The 16,707-nt window shown below is 46.0% G+C and carries 12 protein-coding genes; 8 read left to right on the top strand and 4 right to left on the bottom strand.

Annotation, left to right across the window (positions count from 1 at the left end):
• Positions 1 to 13 precede the first annotated feature (13 nt).
• Together H6G50_RS04015 and H6G50_RS04010 are read right to left on the bottom strand one after the other, a co-directional pair.
• Positions 14 to 619, bottom strand: a complete 606-nt coding sequence (locus H6G50_RS04015; protein ID WP_242032701.1) for an RDD family protein — start codon at positions 617 to 619, stop codon at positions 14 to 16.
• Between the two features lie 236 nt (positions 620 to 855).
• The gene (locus tag H6G50_RS04010; protein ID WP_190713520.1) at positions 856 to 2,142 is read right to left on the bottom strand and encodes a hypothetical protein; all 1,287 of its coding nucleotides are present in this window, start codon (positions 2,140 to 2,142) and stop codon (positions 856 to 858) included.
• A gap of 162 nt (positions 2,143 to 2,304) precedes the next feature.
• On the opposite strand from H6G50_RS04010, the gene H6G50_RS04005 reads away from it, so the two are divergent.
• The 3 genes from H6G50_RS04005 (at position 2,305) to H6G50_RS03995 (ending at position 7,531) form a co-directional block, all read left to right on the top strand.
• Positions 2,305 to 4,851 (top strand): dynamin family protein, encoded by a 2,547-nt coding sequence (locus H6G50_RS04005; protein ID WP_190713518.1) that lies wholly within the window; start codon positions 2,305 to 2,307, stop codon positions 4,849 to 4,851.
• A 465-nt stretch (positions 4,852 to 5,316) separates the two neighbouring features.
• Positions 5,317 to 6,540 (top strand): gephyrin-like molybdotransferase Glp, encoded by a 1,224-nt coding sequence (gene glp, locus H6G50_RS04000; RefSeq protein ID WP_190713516.1) that lies wholly within the window; start codon positions 5,317 to 5,319, stop codon positions 6,538 to 6,540.
• Positions 6,541 to 6,988: 448 nt separating this feature from the next.
• A complete protein-coding gene (locus tag H6G50_RS03995; protein ID WP_190713514.1) occupies positions 6,989 to 7,531 on the top strand; it encodes a thermonuclease family protein in 543 nt (180 codons plus the stop codon).
• Between the two features lie 163 nt (positions 7,532 to 7,694).
• On the opposite strand, the gene H6G50_RS03990 is transcribed toward H6G50_RS03995, so the two are convergent.
• Positions 7,695 to 8,777 (bottom strand): DRTGG domain-containing protein, encoded by a 1,083-nt coding sequence (locus H6G50_RS03990; RefSeq protein WP_190713512.1) that lies wholly within the window; start codon positions 8,775 to 8,777, stop codon positions 7,695 to 7,697.
• Positions 8,778 to 8,824: 47 nt separating this feature from the next.
• Positions 8,825 to 9,199: a type IV pilus biogenesis protein EbsA gene (ebsA, locus tag H6G50_RS03985; RefSeq protein WP_190713510.1), complete on the bottom strand. Its 375-nt coding sequence runs from the start codon at positions 9,197 to 9,199 to the stop codon at positions 8,825 to 8,827.
• Between the two features lie 599 nt (positions 9,200 to 9,798).
• On the opposite strand from ebsA, the gene H6G50_RS03980 reads away from it, so the two are divergent.
• The 5 genes from H6G50_RS03980 (at position 9,799) to H6G50_RS23795 (ending at position 16,508) form a co-directional block, all read left to right on the top strand.
• Positions 9,799 to 10,905 carry a BMP family protein gene (locus H6G50_RS03980; protein WP_190713508.1) on the top strand — a complete coding sequence of 369 codons (1,107 nt, stop codon included), beginning with the start codon at positions 9,799 to 9,801 and terminating at the stop codon, positions 10,903 to 10,905.
• A gap of 68 nt (positions 10,906 to 10,973) precedes the next feature.
• Positions 10,974 to 13,580, top strand: coding sequence for a cache domain-containing protein (locus tag H6G50_RS03975; RefSeq protein WP_190713506.1), 2,607 nt, complete (start codon positions 10,974 to 10,976; stop codon positions 13,578 to 13,580).
• A 110-nt stretch (positions 13,581 to 13,690) separates the two neighbouring features.
• Positions 13,691 to 14,086 (top strand): response regulator, encoded by a 396-nt coding sequence (locus H6G50_RS03970; RefSeq protein ID WP_190713504.1) that lies wholly within the window; start codon positions 13,691 to 13,693, stop codon positions 14,084 to 14,086.
• A 74-nt stretch (positions 14,087 to 14,160) separates the two neighbouring features.
• Positions 14,161 to 15,966, top strand: coding sequence for an adenylate/guanylate cyclase domain-containing protein (locus H6G50_RS03965; protein WP_190713502.1), 1,806 nt, complete (start codon positions 14,161 to 14,163; stop codon positions 15,964 to 15,966).
• A 161-nt stretch (positions 15,967 to 16,127) separates the two neighbouring features.
• Positions 16,128 to 16,508 (top strand): hypothetical protein, encoded by a 381-nt coding sequence (locus H6G50_RS23795; protein WP_199302689.1) that lies wholly within the window; start codon positions 16,128 to 16,130, stop codon positions 16,506 to 16,508.
• Positions 16,509 to 16,707 lie beyond the last annotated feature (199 nt).

Genomic DNA, 16,707 nt, shown 5'->3' with positions numbered 1-16,707 from the left:
GAGACACAATTTACTATTTTCGCATACGATACTTTAATTCATCAAGCACTCTTTTTACACGGAGGTCGAGGGAAAAGCCGCGCTTGCTTTGAATGATGACTGTACCGGAGATGCGATCGTGAAAAGCTTGGTTGTAGCTGTCGTCGGTGAACGCCGCGCCGCAGTCTGCCAGTAGGGGCGAGACTAATAAGAGCGTACTAAATGAGTTGGTAAAAAAGAGGTTCAACCCCGCCATCGCCAGTAGTGCTGTCCCGCCGAGAATGGCTTCGCGCTTTGCCAGCGTCACGAGATCCGGAACGCGCCGAAAGCGCAAATCGAGAACTTTTTCATCCATCGCCCAACCGCCCAAACTCTGCCCCTGGTTGCGCCCCACCCAAATCACCCGCAACCCGAACCAAGCGGCGAGGAACACAATGGCTTGAAACTCCCAGTTTCCTGCCATTGCGCTGACGAGCCAAATGCTAACAAAATCAATTAAAAAGGCATAGGTGCGGCGCTCGAAGGGAACGCGCGGGAAGCTTTTGGGTTTAGGTCTGTCGTCGTACATCTTTAACAATAGCGAACTGCGATCGGCGAACCATTCAATTTCCAGTCCAATGGCACTGACACCAATTCTCAATCGCGATGCACTAAATTTTTTGCTCTCCGGGGCATAGCACTGCTATGCCCTCTTCTGGAATTGTGCAAAATCAATGAGAATTGGTATGACTTCAGCGAGGGGGTGAGGGAGACTAGAGAGGGGTATCGCTTCCATCCTTGAATTCAGTACCATCCAATCTCAAGTCTAATCGATATAGTTCAACGAAGTAGAGAAACTTGATTCGTCAAAGAACGCTAGTATCGAAAAAGGCTTGTTCAAACTGCTACCGCCTCCTCTTGTTCTGATTCTTGCTTGACCTTAAAATACCAATAAAGATTCGCTACAGCTAAATTTGATGCTTTTTCTAAATTCGCGGGAACTAAAGCTTTGTAACCCACTGCCGCAGATTGTTCGCTAATGTAGGTTTCGTACTGTCGGCGCAGACTCGAAGAGAATAAGAATTTGAGTTGGTCGCTTAGGGAGTCGGGATGCGATTTCGGCTGCAATTCTTCGTAGAGAGTCAGTTCTGGGGGTTTGGCTAAACTTGCTGCGTTGTTGCCATTTTCAAACTTTTCTGCATCGTTAAAATCTGCACTGGCAAGAAGTTGCCGTTCCGAGGGAGAGAGCGATCGCGCCCAATCCATTTGATTTTGCCACACTTCCAGAACGGCGAGATCGTGGTGATGAATGCGGGTTAATTCAGGAAAAAGGAACTCCAACTCTTCTTCCGTTTCGCAGTTGTTCGCAACGGCGAGGCAATTTTGCTGGAGTGTGTCGCGCAGGTAGGAGACGCGATCGCTGGCCGCCGCCAGTTCGCCCTGGAGTTGGTAGGATAGAGCCAGGGTTTGCTCGATCGCCCAAGCGCATTCAAATCGCCGCAATTGACCTGCCGCGCAGGTTTCTGAGAGCAAATGAGGATTATTGTAAATCGCTAAAGCTTCGCTTAACGTTTGTCGCGCGTTGGCTAATTCAGTCGTTCTCGCGATCGAGTCCTGAATCGATAGCGCCGTTTTCATCAATTTACTTGCTTCGAGAAATCGTCCGTAAGCTTTAATCAACTCCAAGCGATGTTGTTGAAATGTTATATCTCGCGCAACTTCATCAATATGCTCGATAATATCGGTTCCTTGGTCGCGCAACGCTTGTTTGAGATCGATAAAACCGTCTCGAACATCTAACTTCAATTGCTTAAGATCTTCTCTCAGCTTCAGCGTTTGCCACAAATTCACCGCTGAAAGTGCCGCCGTCGCCACCACACCAACACCAATAACCGCCGTCGTTGCTTGCAAAACCCCCAAGCTGGACTGAATAGCGTTAATCCCGTTCAGCGTTGCGGTAAACCCTCGATGTGTTTGATACATCTGCGCGAACTGCATGGGAACAGTGATGGGATTTAAGGGGATGCCATTACTTACCATACCAACCGCATGACCCACAAACTGACCTGTCGCGGTATCTCTAGCAAGTCCAATGAGTTGACCTGTAGCAGACTGGCGGACGACCTCGTAAGCACCGGAGGCGATACCCGCTTGAATCTGAGGAGGAAAGACAAAATTCAGCATTTTTACTTAAAAATAGAAGCGCAATTAACTTAGCTAAGTTCTATTTTGGCTCACTGGAATTGGGATTGGCGAGTATTTTCTTGAAAAGAGTAACTCAGAATCAACCTAGATGGGGAATTTATAGATAAAATCAGATACAGGCTTAAGTTACGTCGCGAACATATGGATACTTTGCGTATTGGATCTGAGGTAGTTGAACTCCTGTCGCGCATTACTGGACAGAAGCTCAATCAACGGGATATTACACCAACTGTATTGTTCCTTGCTAATTTAATAACGCTCCTCTTAGGTGTAATCTTTGCAGATGGGCAGGTGACAGAAGAAGAGAAGCGGCAGCTTCAGAAAACTCTCAACCAATTTATCCCACTTGAGGGGAGTGTACGACAATTAACTCAACTAATGCTAAAAGGTGTACGAGAACAAAAAATATATACAACATCTCAAAATTTTAGACTTCTGACTGCTCCTCTCTCAGAACCAGAAAAGCTACTGTTAATCGGCTTGGGTTATAAAATGTCAGCAGCAGATGGAAATATAGATAAACAAGAGCGGAAATATTTACAAGTCGTCTCTAATTTGTTGAGCATCGATCTGCGATATCTGTCCGTGTTGGAATCTGGATTTACTGATCATTGCGATTTCGAGCCAATGGCTTTAAATGAGGTTCGTTTTCTCCTAGACCCAACTCGTTTTCACAAATTAGAGCCTGCATTTCTTCAAGCAGCGAGTCAAATCATAGATAAATTGCCAAAGGCATCTTATCACGAAAATACGTGCAACAATTTGGCTTTATCTCACCATAATCTTGAGAGATTTAAGTCGTATCTCAAATGTTTAGAAACGATTAGTCATAATCTTCTTAATGTTATCTCTGAATGTACAGAGCGAAAACTTCTTTCACCAATGCTGACAGAAGAGGCTCAGCAAATTCATGAAAAATCGAAATCCCAACGATTTCGATTATCAGTCGTAGGAGAATTTAGTCAAGGTAAGTCAACACTTCTTAATGTCTTACTAGGCGAAGAAATTCAGCCTGTTAGAGCAATCCCTTGTAGTGGGGTGGTTACAGTTTTGAAATATGGAAAACAAAAACGAGTAGTTTGCTGTTATAGAGATGGGCGCGAAGAAGAGATTCCGTTTGATCAATATCAAGAAAAAGCAACTATTTCTGAAGAAGTAGCATTGGAAGATGAAGTAGAAGAACTGCTTAAGTCCGAATTAGTGGAAATTGTCTTAGAGCATCCGGATCTAGATATGTGTCGTTATGGAGTAGAAATTGTTGATTCTCCCGGTCTAAATGAACATCCGGCTCGCACAATGTTGACTCAACAATTGTTAAAAGAAACTGATGCAGTTATTTTTTTGACAAATGCTTCGCGTCCTCTCACAGAAGGGGAGCGAAATTTAATTCATAGTTTAAGAATACAACTGAATGGCGGGAGAGTTGAGGAACCTACGGATAATCTTTTTATAGTTGTCAATTTTATCGATTTGCTGCGTAGAGAAAAAGATTTTCAGGATGTTAAGCGTCGCATTGAAAAGTTTGTCTACGAACAGCAAAAAATTGTTCGAGAAAAAAATCGCGTTCACTATATCTCTGCTCAGGCTGCTCTAGAAGCAATTTTAGAAAAAAATGAAAATGATTTTTGGCTTAGCTTTAAGTCTTTTTCTGAGGCAGTTGAAGAATTTTTGAGCAATGAGTGTGGCATCATAAAGATAAATCAACTAATTGCTAGAATCAGCAACTTAAGCCAATACATTTATGATGAAATCAATCGATTTGAAAGACTTATGGACAGCAATATAGAAAATTCAGATGAATCTATACAAGTCACAATCGAAAAAATTGGTGAAATAAGTGGAAGAGATACAAAACTAAAGATATTTGCAGACGACTTGAGAGAAGCAGCAGTTGACGAAATCAGAGAATCTTGGGATAACTGGTTAGACGGATTGCTAGAGCGTTTAGCAGAAAAAGCTGAAAATTGGACATCCGAGCATTCAGCAATATGGAGTAAAGATAAGCTCATAAAAGATTATGTGAATCAGTTCAATCAAAACTTATCTACAGAATTAGAATCATGGATTGAAACTGAGTTAAAACAGGAAATCTTAAAACCGTATATTGAAATTCTCGATCGTGAAATACACAAGAATTCACAAGCCATTAAACATAACTTTTTTCAATCTGGGGACACTTTGATGAATTCTGATTCTAATTGGATATTTTGCAGAGAACAGAAAAGTGCTGAAGAAGAAAATATTATGGGAGGGGTGGCTCTGGCTGGTTTGGGAGCAGCATTATTTATACCAGCATTTATTTTTGCAGGTCCAATCCTAGGACTTATAGGTAGTTTATTCGGAGGCGGCCTGATTGGTAAAGGGATAGGCAATGTGCTGGACTTCGATACAGCAATTAGAGTTAAGGTTTTTGAGAGTGGTTGGCAGCAATTTTCAGAGTCATCAGCAGACATTGAAAAGATCAACGAGATCATTGGAGAAGCGTTTGATAAAAAAGTAGAACAGACTGACGAAATAATGACCAAAGCAATTGCTGTTCATGAGAGCAGAATAGCGCAACAAGAAAAAGCTATGCTGGCAACTCTTGAACAACGCGAGTTAGAAAAAGCGTGGCTTGAACAAAAACGCCAAGAACTCGATCGCGTGCGCCAAGAACTCGAAACCGTATTAAGTCAACTTCCCAGATAGTTTCTGTAAGTTGGTCATTGCGCCAACAACTTCAAATCTAAGGAACAACTTTAAATTGGCAACGCCCACCATAACGGTTTTGGTGGGCAAGGCGACGTTGAGGAAAAAGCGATGGGGATAACTAAATAGCCTTGCCCACCTTATAATTTATTAAAAAGTTGGATGAAACTCACGGGCGATAGTTCCTTCGAGTTCCGCACCAATTAGCGGGACTTTGACAAAAATCTAAGTCAAAAAGGGCTGAAAGCCTTATATATCAATAAAATTAGGTCGAAAACACCTGAACCCTGACTACAACTACGTTTGAGCCGATTTTACGCCTTCGACGTAAAATCGGCGTGGAACAAGGCTTTCAGCCCTTTTTGTGCCGCAAAGTTGTCAAAGTCCCGTTAGGGCATTGCAGTGCAATGCCCCTACAGATAAAATATTGATTCAAAAAATACGCAAACGTTATAAATAGTCCCTATGATTTCATCTCAAGAAGCCGAAGCTAAAATCTTACAACTTGTTTCTGCCCTCGATCGCGAAATTGACGTAGAAACCGTCGATTTAACTGCCGCACCGGGACGCATTCTCGCAACCGATGTTACCAGCAGCTTGGATTTTCCCCATTGGGATAATTCGGCGATGGATGGCTATGCGGTGCGCTATGCAGACGTACAATCTTGTCCGGTAACGCTGGATATTATTGAGGAAATTCCGGCGGGAGTTCAACCGCAAAAACGAGTCGAAATGGCGCAAGCGGCGCGCATTTTTACGGGCGCAATCTTACCGGAGGGCGCGGATACGATTGTGATGCAGGAACAGACAAGGCGGGAGGAAAATCGAGTCACAATCTTGCAAGCGCCGCAGTGTCAAGAATTTGTGCGCCATCGCGCTTCATTTTACCAAGCGGGGGAGACGTTGCTCGAGGCGGGAATCGCGATCGCAGCCCCAGAAATTGCCGTTCTCGCTGCCGCCCAATGCACCCAACTCACCGTTTACCGCCGTCCCCGCGTTGCCATCCTCTCCACCGGCGATGAGTTAGTCTCACCGGAAAAAACCCTGCAACCGGGGCAGATTGTCGATTCCAATCAATACGCACTGGCTGCATTTGTCGCGCAAAATGGCGGCATTCCCCTACAATTGGGGATAGTCCGCGATCGCCCCGATGAATTAAAAGACGCGATCGCAAATGCCATTGCCAGCGCCGATTTTGTCCTCTCTACCGGCGGCGTTTCCGTCGGCGATTACGATTATATCGATCGCATCTTACAAGAACTCGGCGGCGCAATTCACATCCAATCCGTTGCCATCAAACCGGGCAAACCTTTAACCGTTGCTACTTTTGCCCGCAAAGATAAATCCTGCCTCTATTTTGGCATCCCTGGCAATCCCGTTTCCGCTTTAGTCACGGCTTGGCGATTCGTCCTGCCTGCCCTCAAAAAACTATCGGGATTGGCAACAAATTGGAGTCCGGAATTGATTAAAGTCAGAACCCAATTTGAGTTAAAAGGTGCGATGCAGCGCGAAACTTATTTGTGGGGAAAAGTACAGCTTATAGATGGATATTACCGCTTTGTTGTTGCGGGCGGCAGTCACAGTTCGAGCAACTTAATTAACCTCGCTCAAACCAATGCTTTAGCCATTGTTCCGTTAGGAGTTAAACAAATTGCAGCAGGAACAGAAATTTGGGCGATGCGAGTTTAATGTTTTGATGATAATCGTTATTGCTAGATTTAGTGATAAAATGAATTCTAAAATCGCAAAAACGTTGAGGTATTCTATAAGGAGGTTTTATCCTAAAATCGAGAGATTCTATCTTAAATGGCGCTGACTTAAGAAAAAACACATCGCCCGTAGAGACGTTGTATACAACGTCTCTACAGATGATTTTGTAGGGTGAGACAGCGCCAACCAGCCTTAAATCAGTGCCATTCGATTCTATCTTATCTTAATAGAACTGCTAAGTAAGGGGCATAAAAAAAGTTAACAAGACCTGTAGGGGCGGGTTTAGCTGAAACTGTTGTTATGAGAGCGATCTAGACATCAAAACCCGCCCTCTCCGCATTCTATTTAATTACAACCGCCTACTTAGAACCATTTTTCAGTTGCGCGAGTTTTCAAATTTTCAAACAGTCGTCATCTTAGAGCATTCATGGTTGAAACAAGAAAGTTAGTTTTAAGTTTAGTAGGAACCTGTTTCCTATTATTATCAAGCGGATGCGATTCCGGTCAAGTTGTCGAGCGCGTCAGCGATGGCGATACCCTTGCCGTTCTCGAACCGGGAGGTCAAAAAATCACCGTGCGATTTGCCTGCGTCGATGCTCCAGAAGTTCCCCATTCAGCGAAAGAACGGTCTAGCAAACGCGCCGTCGATGTCAATCAGTTTAAGTGGGGAAGTCGAGCGCAGCAGCGAGTCGAAGAACTATTAAAAACTAGCGACAATCGTATTGTTCTAACGATAACGGATAGCGATCGCTACGGCAGAAAAGTTGCGGAAGTTCGCACCAAAGATGGGGTTTTTATCCAAGAAGTTTTAACAAAAGAAGGACTCGCCCTAGCCTACCGTCCTTACTTCAAAGATTGTCCGAGTTCTGCCGCGATCGAGCAAGCAGAAACGGAGGCAAAAAGTAGACGGCGTGGCGTTTGGAGCGATAGTAAATTTACCTCGCCTTGGGAGTATCGAAAATTCAAATAGCCCCATCGTGCTAGAACAGTAGCCTGATGGGGCTTGTAATTAACCGTTAAAGGTTGTTTGCATCCGGCAGGTTGACGCAGGGATTTACGTCAAGAGAGTCGAGCGACTAATCGCTGTTGACAAAACTACCTTGGTATGGATTACCGATTTTTAGCGCTACTATTCACGATTCATTGCTCATTGAGTAGGCAGGTTCTAAACCGAGTTGGGAGAGGAGGCGATCGAAATCGAAGCGATCGCGCAGGAGTTCGCGAGCGCACTGAACTTTAATCGGTTCTTGGATGCGGGCGCTACCAAAGGCGCGATCGGCGATTTCCACAGTCGTTAAGGTGTCGAGATCGACGGCAAGGATAGGAACCTCAAGATCTTCGGCGCGGCTGAGGATATAGTCTTGCGGGGGGCTGTGGCCGGTTAAAATCAGGCAGTTGGTAGAGGTTTCGAGGGCTGCCAGTTGCAGTTCGGCGCGATCGCTCCCCGTAACAACGGCGAGGTTGCGTCCTTTGCGGAAGTATTCGAGGGCGGAGTTGACGTTCATCGCTCCAATTGCCAACCCTTCTACCATGAGATCCAAGCGATCGCCCCGACAGAGGACTTTAGCATTGAGTTGTTGGCTCAATTCCCGCACGCTGACGCTTTCGAGCAAGCTTTCGCGAGGTAAAGTTCCTAAAACAGGGATTTCCAAGCGTTCTAGGAAAGGAACGATAACTTCGCGCACTTCTTCCCATTTTTCCGGCGCGATATCGTTAAGGACAACGCCGAGTAAGCGATCGCCGAGTTCCCGTTTAGCCGCGAGCAATTCATCCGTATCTAGGGAGGACGTATAGCGCACGATTAAGAGGACTTGGGCGTTGACGGCGGCTGCAATCTGACTGGCGGATAATCCCAAGGATGTCCCTTCGGCTAGCGTGCGCGCGCCTTCGAGCAAGACGAGTTCGCCTTCAATTCCGTCTAGATGTTCGATTAAATCCGAAGCGTCATCAAGCAAGCCATCTTGCTGGAGATGGGCAGTCATCGTCTCCTCATTTAAATTGAGTAGGGGCGATCTCACTCGTTCGGGCGGCAAACTGAGAACTTCTGCGACTAACTGCACGTCCTCTTCCGTTTCGCTCGCGCCCGCTCCCAGCGGTTTGCTGTAGGCAATCGCGATTCCTTTTTCTTTGAGGCAATCCCCAATCCCCAAGATCGCTGACGATTTTCCACTGTAGGCTGCGATCGATCCCACTAATAAATATTTGGCTTTTGCCACACCCTCACTCCTTCTCCGTATAAGTAATAGCACTTAAAATAAGCTTTTTATTCATCAATTTTGAGTAATTTTCTATAAAAAGCACGAGTAAAATCGGTTTGTCTGCTGCGCTTGTAGTTCATGAGCAACTCTAGCAAATGATCGACAAACTCCGAATTTTGGATTCTCGTTTCGTAGGCTAACTCAGAATTTCCAGCAAATTGCAGGCGACAGCCTGTTAACTCCGTTGGCAGCTTCGTCACGTACCAAGTCGCTACAAAGGGAATGCTCTCCCCACCTTCGATATGGCGTTCGCCCTCTAAAGATCCGAGTTGATACAAGCCAATCGCTAATGGTAGCAAATTCCGCTTGTTCCCCTGAAAATAGGGGGCGTAGACGATGGCATCCGCTTTAGAAGCAGGTTTTAAGTTATCCAGAGACATAGTTAAATCTTAATTTCTAGAGGCTCCCAAAACTATCTTGGCTCACGTTAGGATGAGCAGACACTTTCTACTCTAACTTTATTACATCCTCATTCAGTTCCCGAGGTGCATTTTTGAGTAAGAGCTTATAAACCGATCGCGCCTAAGATCTGCAACGCCGCTGTTCGAGCGTCCCCGTTGCGCCCGCCAGATTCATGCCGAAAAAATATCCCCTAAAATTTCCACGACAAATTGTAAAGCAGCGGGACGCTCGAGCCGATTTTTAAGAGTTTGCCGATGGCGGTAGCGACAATAACCAGCACCAACAGGAGTTTTTTCGGGCGAACTAGCGACTAAATCTATTCGCGAAGGGATTGCAAAACTGAGAAACTCCAACGCTATAATCTCAGTGCAGACTGCTATAAGATTTTTTTCATAGCAATTTTGCTGATATTATGGTATTTTTACGGATACTAGATCGCGTAAAAACCCTGAACTTGCCTCGATAGTTTTGACAGAATGCAGATACCGAAGATTGACTGGGACGACTGAATGCCCTCGACTTTTAGGGCAGAAAACGGGTTGCAACAAAACCGATCCCCAATAACCGAGTACGAGCTATGCCTTTTCGTCCTTTTCTCCAACGTGGATTTCGCATTTTTGCTGCCTTTAAATCTTGGAGAATAATGCTGCCCGGTGTGGCGATCGCTAAGTTGCACCGTCGCCGTTTTGGGTGGCTATTCCTGGCGGGATTGTGGGGATTCGCGATGCTTTCGCTGAGTTGCGAGCCAAACTTGCCCTCTTCCTCCGCAGGATCGGAACGGGTAAAAACGGGAGGTTTCAAAGTCGCAATGGTACTGCCGACGACTAAAAACGATGGTTCTTGGAGTCAGGCGGGGTTTGAGGGGTTGAAATTGCTCGAGAAAGAACTGGGCGCGCAAATTGCCTACACGGAGAAGGCGAGCGAATTGCCAGAACCGGCGAAAGAGGAAGTCTTCGATCGCTACGCGCGGGAGGGGTTCAACTTTGTCATCGGTCATGGCGGCGAGTTTCTGAGCGCGATCGAAAAAGTCGCCAAAAAGTATCCCCGGGTTAAGTTTTCCGCTACAACCAACTGTCCGGGGAATAATATCAATCAAGGGTGTTTAATTTTTCGGAGTGGCGAATTGGGATATTTAACGGGTGCGATCGCGGCGATGAAATCCCAAAGCCGAAAAGTCGCTTTTATCGGCGGCGTGGACTATTCTCACATGAAAGAACGGGCGAATTCTTTCGTGCAGGGTGCAAAAGCGATCGATCCCAATATTCAAGCCAAAATTGAATGGGCGGGAACTTGGACAGATCGCGATAAGGTTGGGAAAGTTGCTGAGGCACTCATTCAAGACGGAACCGATATTATCGCCATCAGCGCCGAACCGGCAGAAGAACGAGTATTTAAGATGGCGCGCAAAGAGAAAGTCTGGCTGATGGGCTGGGATCGCGATCGCGCCCCTCTCGCCCCCGATCGCGTCATTACCAGCGCCTTACAAGATGTTCCCAAGCTCATGCTCCAAGGCGGAATTCTCGTCCAAAGCGGGCGCTGGCAGGGCAAGCAATACAAACTCGGTATTAAAGACGGGGTGCAAATGCTAACGCCGTTCCGAGGCACGCTTACCGCCGCACAAGAAGCAAAAGTCAAAGCAATCACCGAGGAAATCTTCACGGATAAGCTCGAGATTTTGCCGTAATTTATACTTATAGGCACGAAGCGATCGCAATGGAAACAGCCCTTCGATAGAATGCTCCTATAACCGGCATGAAAGACTACCAATCTCCCCTGACCCTTGCTCGCCAACTGCGTTACGGCGCGATCGCGCTGGCTGTAACGGCAGCCCTGCTCGCGGGCGGACTCGTTGCGACCCTCAGCTTTAAAAGCCTGTTGCAGCAAGCCATTGCCCTCCAGCAAGAACGCGGTGAATCGGCAGCCCGAGAAATTGACGAATATCTCAACGACGTTCAAAGCAAGCTCAATTATCTAGCTCGAATGCGCGGTTTTACTGAGCTTCCGCGCTCGGCCCAACAAAATTTACTCGAAGCTCTCGCCCGCCATAACGAAGCCTTTGAGTCCGTCGCACTCCTCGATAGACAAGGCAACGCGATTGTCACGGCTTCCCTCACGCGCCCCGTTAAGCTCGAAAATCAACGCCAACAGCCCGTTTTTATCCGTGCTTTTGCCCATAACGAAGATTACGTCGGCCCAGTCGAAATCGATCCCGAACTGAAACTTCCCACCGTTAAATTAGCGGTTCCCGTGCGTAATAATAGCGATCGCGTCGATGGCGTATTAACCGCTCGCATTAATCTCAGCTTTCTGTGGGTTGTCCTTTCCCATACCCGCGTCGGCAAGACGGGTTATGCTTACGTTATCGATAATCGCCTGCGTCTGATTGCCGAAGCGAGGAATTCTCCCGAAACTGCTACGGTAGAAGATATCTCCGAACGACCCTTCGCGATCGCGCATCGCTCTAAGTTTCTTTCCATCGGAAGTGAATTTTTAGACCGCTATCGCGGTTTGTACGGCACAGAAGTTCTCGGCACTCTAGCCCCTACCCGTAACGTTCCCTGGAAAGTCATTACCGAACAGCCGACGCGAGAAGTTTACGCCCCCGCGCGCCAAATGATAGTTGTTGTCGGCGGAACGTTATTAGCCGTGACGACGCTCGCAGGACTAGCGAGTTTGCTCTTCTCCAGCCAATTGATTCGACCTTTAAATCAGCTAACAGAAGGCGCAACTCAAATTCGAGAAGGCAACTTCCAGGTACAAGTTGCCGTCGAAACTCGCAACGAATTAGGCGCGCTCGCCGCCGCCTTCAATCAAATGGCCGGACAGATAGAAGCCTCATTTGCCGCGCTCTCTGCCAGCGAACGCCGACTGGCAGACTTTCTCGATGCTATTCCCGTAGGCGTGTTTGTTATCGACAGCCAGGGCAAACCCTACTACACCAATCGTACCGGCCAGCAGTTACTCGGCAAAGGCATCGTGGATTCCGCCCCTTCCGAGGCGCTTGCCGAGGTTTATCAAACTTATTTGAGCGGTACGGACGAATTGTATCCTAACGATCGCTTGCCGATCGCGATGGCACTACAAGGCGTTAGCACGCGCGCTGAGGACTTGGAAATTCGTCTGCGCGATCGGGTTATCCCGATTGAATGTTTGGGAACGCCGATTTATGATGGAGCCGGAGGGGTTAAGTACGCGATCGCAACCTTTACCGACATCACCGAACGCCGCCGAGCCGAACAAATCCTCGAAAATTACAACCGCACCCTCGAAGGACAAGTTACCGAACGCACTGAAGAATTACAACAGCGCAATCAGGAATTAACGCTAGCGTTCAAGGAACTCGAAACCGCGCGAGACGAACTCGTTCAGTCGGAAAAAATGGCTGCTTTAGGGCAATTGGTTGCCGGTGTCGCCCACGAAATCAATACTCCCTTGGGTGCGATTCAATCTTCAGCCGGCAATATGAATAAATTTCTCGAGCAAACTTTCAAGCAGTTGCCCGATTTATTGCGCTCCCTTTCTCCTGAAGTTGAAACGCTTTTCTTTGCTTTATTAAACCGGGCGCAAAACCAAGAAAGCTCCTATAGCGCTCGTGAGGAACGCAAATTCAGGCGCGCTCTAGCTCGGGATTTGGAAGCGGAAAACATCGACAAAGCAGACAGTTTTGCCGATGCTCTCGTTGATATAGGCATCTACGAAGATATTGAAGGCTTTTTGCCTCTGTTTAAGGAGCCGAACAGCCCCGAAATTATCGAACTTGCCTATAAATTAGCCACTTTGCAGCGCGGCTTGCAAATTATTACTCTGGCTACTGCTCGCGCTTCAAAAATTGTCTTTGCCCTGAAAACTTACGCCCACGACAACCCCGAGGGCAAGCGAGTTTTGGCTAGCCTTACGGAGGGGATCGATACGGTTTTAACGCTCTATCACAATCAACTCAAGCAAGGAATTGAGGTTGTTCGTCACTACACCGAAATCGAGCCGATTTGGTGTTATCCGGACGAACTCAATCAGGTTTGGACGAATTTAATCCACAATGCTATCCAAGCAATGGACTATTCTGGCACGCTAACGATCGATATTTCGGAACGAGACAATTTTATTCAAGCCGTCTTTATCGATAGCGGTAAGGGCATTCCTCCCGAAATTTTACCGAGAATATTCGACCCATTTTTTACAACTAAAGCGGCAGGAGAAGGGAGCGGTTTAGGCCTTGATATCGTGCGTAAAGTCGTTAAAAAGCATCAGGGAGAAATTTCCGTCGAATCCCAGCCCGGAAGAACCGCGATCGCGATTTTGATTCCCCGCAATCTCTCTCCGGAGGAACCGGCAAAGAGAAACGTTACGGCGCTTAACTAGAAACTGCGGTTTCCTATCCCATCGGGCAGTCGCAAGCTCCAGCGACAGATATGACCCCATACTATAGATGTTATATTGATTGTACCTTATTGATTTGCACGCGAAATAAGATGTCAAAGCCAGTTATCCTCTGCGTCGATGACGAACAAACTATCTTGAAAAGCCTCAAAGCACAAATTAAGGGGTATTTTGGAGATACTTACAATTATGAAGTCGCAGAAAATGCCGACGACGCTTTAGAGCTAGTTGAAGAATTAGTCGAAGAAAATGTAAAAATTGTCATTGTCGTTTCCGATTGGTTGATGCCAGGAATGAAAGGAGACGAGCTATTAATCGAGATTCATAAAAAATTTCCCAATATCGTCACGGTTATGCTCACCGGACAAGCCGATAAAACGGCTGTAGAACGCGCTTACGAACTGGCAAACCTGCATGGTTGTCTGCGTAAGCCTTGGTCGGATGAAGATTTATTATCTTTGTTAAAATCAGCATTAGCGATGACCTGAAACTGACGAATATTTATAGTTTCAATGAAAAATTAGGCTCGGCAATCAAGCTTAGGAAACTCGAACAAACGCGCATGAAAAAAAGAGCAATTCTTTGCGTTGATGATGAAAGAACAGTTCTGCTAAGTCTTAAGGCAGAATTGAGAGAGGCGTTTGGAAGAGACTATGCGATCGAAATCGCTGAAAGTGGTTCGGAAGCCTTAGAATTATTTGAAGACTTACGCGCAGAAGGCTACGATATTCCGGTAATTATTTCGGACTATATTATGCCTCATTTGAAAGGCGATGAGTTACTCAAACGAATTCATCAACAATACCCCGAAGCCTTAAAAATTATGCTGACAGGGCAAGCTGATGCAACGGCAGTTGGCAATGCAGTTAATGAGGCGAAACTGTATCGTTATATCAGTAAACCCTGGCAAGCAGAAGATCTCAACTTGACAGTTGCGGAAGCTTTAAATAGTTATTTGCAGAAGCAGCAGATTGGGGAACAAACCCTGAAGTTACAACAAGTCAATCAAGCTTTAGAAGCCGCCAATCAAAAGCAGTTACAACTAATCTCTCAGCTTCAGGAAAACGAAAATCGCCTCCAACAATTTTTGGATGGTATTCCGGTTGGTGTTGTGATTATCAATAATAATGGCATCCTGTCTTATCTTAATCGTAAAGCTAAATATTTACTCGGTCGGGATTTTATGCCAGGAATCGAACTCGAAAAAATTGATAATATGTATCAGCTTTATCGAGTAAACACAGAGGAATTATATTCCCCTGAAGACTTACCATTAAACCGCGCTTTAAACGGCGAAACCACTCGACTTGACGACCTAGAAATTCGCCACAGCAATATCAGTATTCCTTTAGAGTCTTGGGGAACGCCAATTTATGACGCGAATGGAAAGATTGCTTATGCAATTGCGGCTTTTGCTGATATTAGCGATCGCCTCGCTGCCGAGCAAGAACGACAACAGTTTATTTCCGATCTCTTTAAGGTGAATGTCGATCTTGAAGCCGCTCTTGATGCCCAAGTTCAACTCACAGAAGCAACGGCACGCTTTGTCCCCTATCAATTTCTTCAGTTATTAGATAAAGAAAGCATCGTTGATATCGAACTCGGAGAAACAGTGGAACAAGAAATGTCAATCTTGTTCTCAGATATCCGCTCTTTCACGACTCTCTCCGAGCAGATGAGTATGGAGGAAAATGTTACCTTCATCAATGATTATTTGAGTCACATGGAACCGGCGATCATCGAAAATCGCGGCTTTATCGATAAATACATCGGCGATGGAATTATGGCATTATTTCACGGCAGTGCGGATGATGCCCTGCAAGCCGGAATTACGATGTTACAGCGATTGGACGAATTCAATGCAATTCGCGAACAACAAGAACGCAGAAAAATTGCGATCGGTATTGGGATCAATACGGGGAAATTAATGTTAGGGACAGTGGGGGGTCAGTCGCGCATGGATAGTACCGCGATTGGTGATGCAGTTAATCTTGCTTCCCGTTTAGAAGGACTAACAAAAGAATATGGCTTGCCTTTATTAATTTCCGAGCAAACTTGGCTCAAATTAGCCAATCCCGAACGTTATGCCATTCGCCCTATCGATAAGACTCAGGTGAAGGGAAAGTTAGAATTAGTAACGGTTTATGAAGTTTTTGAGATGGACGATGCGGCGCTCAAAGAAGGGAAGTTTGCAACGAGATGGCTGTTTGAAGAAGCGCGACAACTTTACCAACAGCAGGTCTTTGAGGAGGCTGCGATTCGATTTAGCGACTGTCTGAATCAGAATCCGCGCGATCGCGCGGCACGCATTTTGCTGAACCGTTGCCAGAACCAACAGTCTTTTGTGCGACAATCTTTACTCCCTTAAGACTTTGGTATTGCCTGCATCAATAACCCCCTTCTTAAAGTTCAAAAAACTTGACAGTCTCAATCTTCCTTCATCGTTAATTACACAAGTATACAAATTAAGTTTCGTTCTGCTAAGTAACAGTTCGTTAAAAAGCAGTGCTTTGGTCGAAAAACCGGATTATGCTTGAGGAGATTAAGCGAGAGAAAGGGCAACAAGCTCGATATCAAAAAACGCTCTCATCTAAAACGACAAAATTAAGCGGTTTACTGCTTGCCTTTTCTCTCTTTCCCCTCGACTCGCATTGGCAATCCCGTACCGGAACGCTCTTCCTTGTCCGCTTCAGAGCGGGATGTCAGCCCAATAAGGAGATTGAAATGGAACTCCAACAAATTCAAAAAACAATCGATCGCGCCCTTGCCGATGGTAAACTTTCTCGCGACGAACGAGATATAATCTTCAGCGCTATTTACGGCCATAAAAAAGTAACGCCCCAAGAGTCGAAGTTATGGCGGGTTCTCCAGCAGAAAATCTGGTATGGCGAAGTACAAATCGATAGTTAAAGAAAATTGAACGGAGCGATTCGGGAGGCAGGTGACACTAACCCTATTTTAGATCTAGGGAAGAGCGATCGCTCGCAACCGCAAGTATTAAGTAAATTCCTATCATTGGCTGACTCGGCTTCCCGCCCGCCCTATCGCCCCTCATCCCCAGAAGAATTGTGTTAAAATATTAAAGAAAACAGGCAAAATTTTACATTTC

The sequence above is a fragment of the Oscillatoria sp. FACHB-1406 genome, assembly GCF_014698145.1.
Classification (GTDB): Bacteria; Cyanobacteriota; Cyanobacteriia; order Cyanobacteriales; family Spirulinaceae; genus FACHB-1406.
This window is presented reverse-complemented; position numbering and strand designations above follow the sequence as displayed.

What these genes read in the sequence shown, in the direction of transcription:
- H6G50_RS04010 (WP_190713520.1), bottom strand. Translation starts at nt 2,142, where the DNA reads ATGCTGAATTTTGTCTTTCCTCCTCAGATTCAAGCGGGTATCGCCTCC.
- H6G50_RS04005 (WP_190713518.1), top strand. Translation starts at nt 2,305, where the DNA reads ATGGATACTTTGCGTATTGGATCTGAGGTAGTTGAACTCCTGTCGCGC.
- glp (WP_190713516.1), top strand. Translation starts at nt 5,317, where the DNA reads ATGATTTCATCTCAAGAAGCCGAAGCTAAAATCTTACAACTTGTTTCT.
- H6G50_RS03995 (WP_190713514.1), top strand. Translation starts at nt 6,989, where the DNA reads ATGGTTGAAACAAGAAAGTTAGTTTTAAGTTTAGTAGGAACCTGTTTC.
- ebsA (WP_190713510.1), bottom strand. Translation starts at nt 9,199, where the DNA reads ATGTCTCTGGATAACTTAAAACCTGCTTCTAAAGCGGATGCCATCGTC.
- H6G50_RS03980 (WP_190713508.1), top strand. Translation starts at nt 9,799, where the DNA reads ATGCCTTTTCGTCCTTTTCTCCAACGTGGATTTCGCATTTTTGCTGCC.
- H6G50_RS03975 (WP_190713506.1), top strand. Translation starts at nt 10,974, where the DNA reads ATGAAAGACTACCAATCTCCCCTGACCCTTGCTCGCCAACTGCGTTAC.
- H6G50_RS03970 (WP_190713504.1), top strand. Translation starts at nt 13,691, where the DNA reads ATGTCAAAGCCAGTTATCCTCTGCGTCGATGACGAACAAACTATCTTG.
- H6G50_RS03965 (WP_190713502.1), top strand. Translation starts at nt 14,161, where the DNA reads ATGAAAAAAAGAGCAATTCTTTGCGTTGATGATGAAAGAACAGTTCTG.
- H6G50_RS23795 (WP_199302689.1), top strand. Translation starts at nt 16,128, where the DNA reads ATGCTTGAGGAGATTAAGCGAGAGAAAGGGCAACAAGCTCGATATCAA.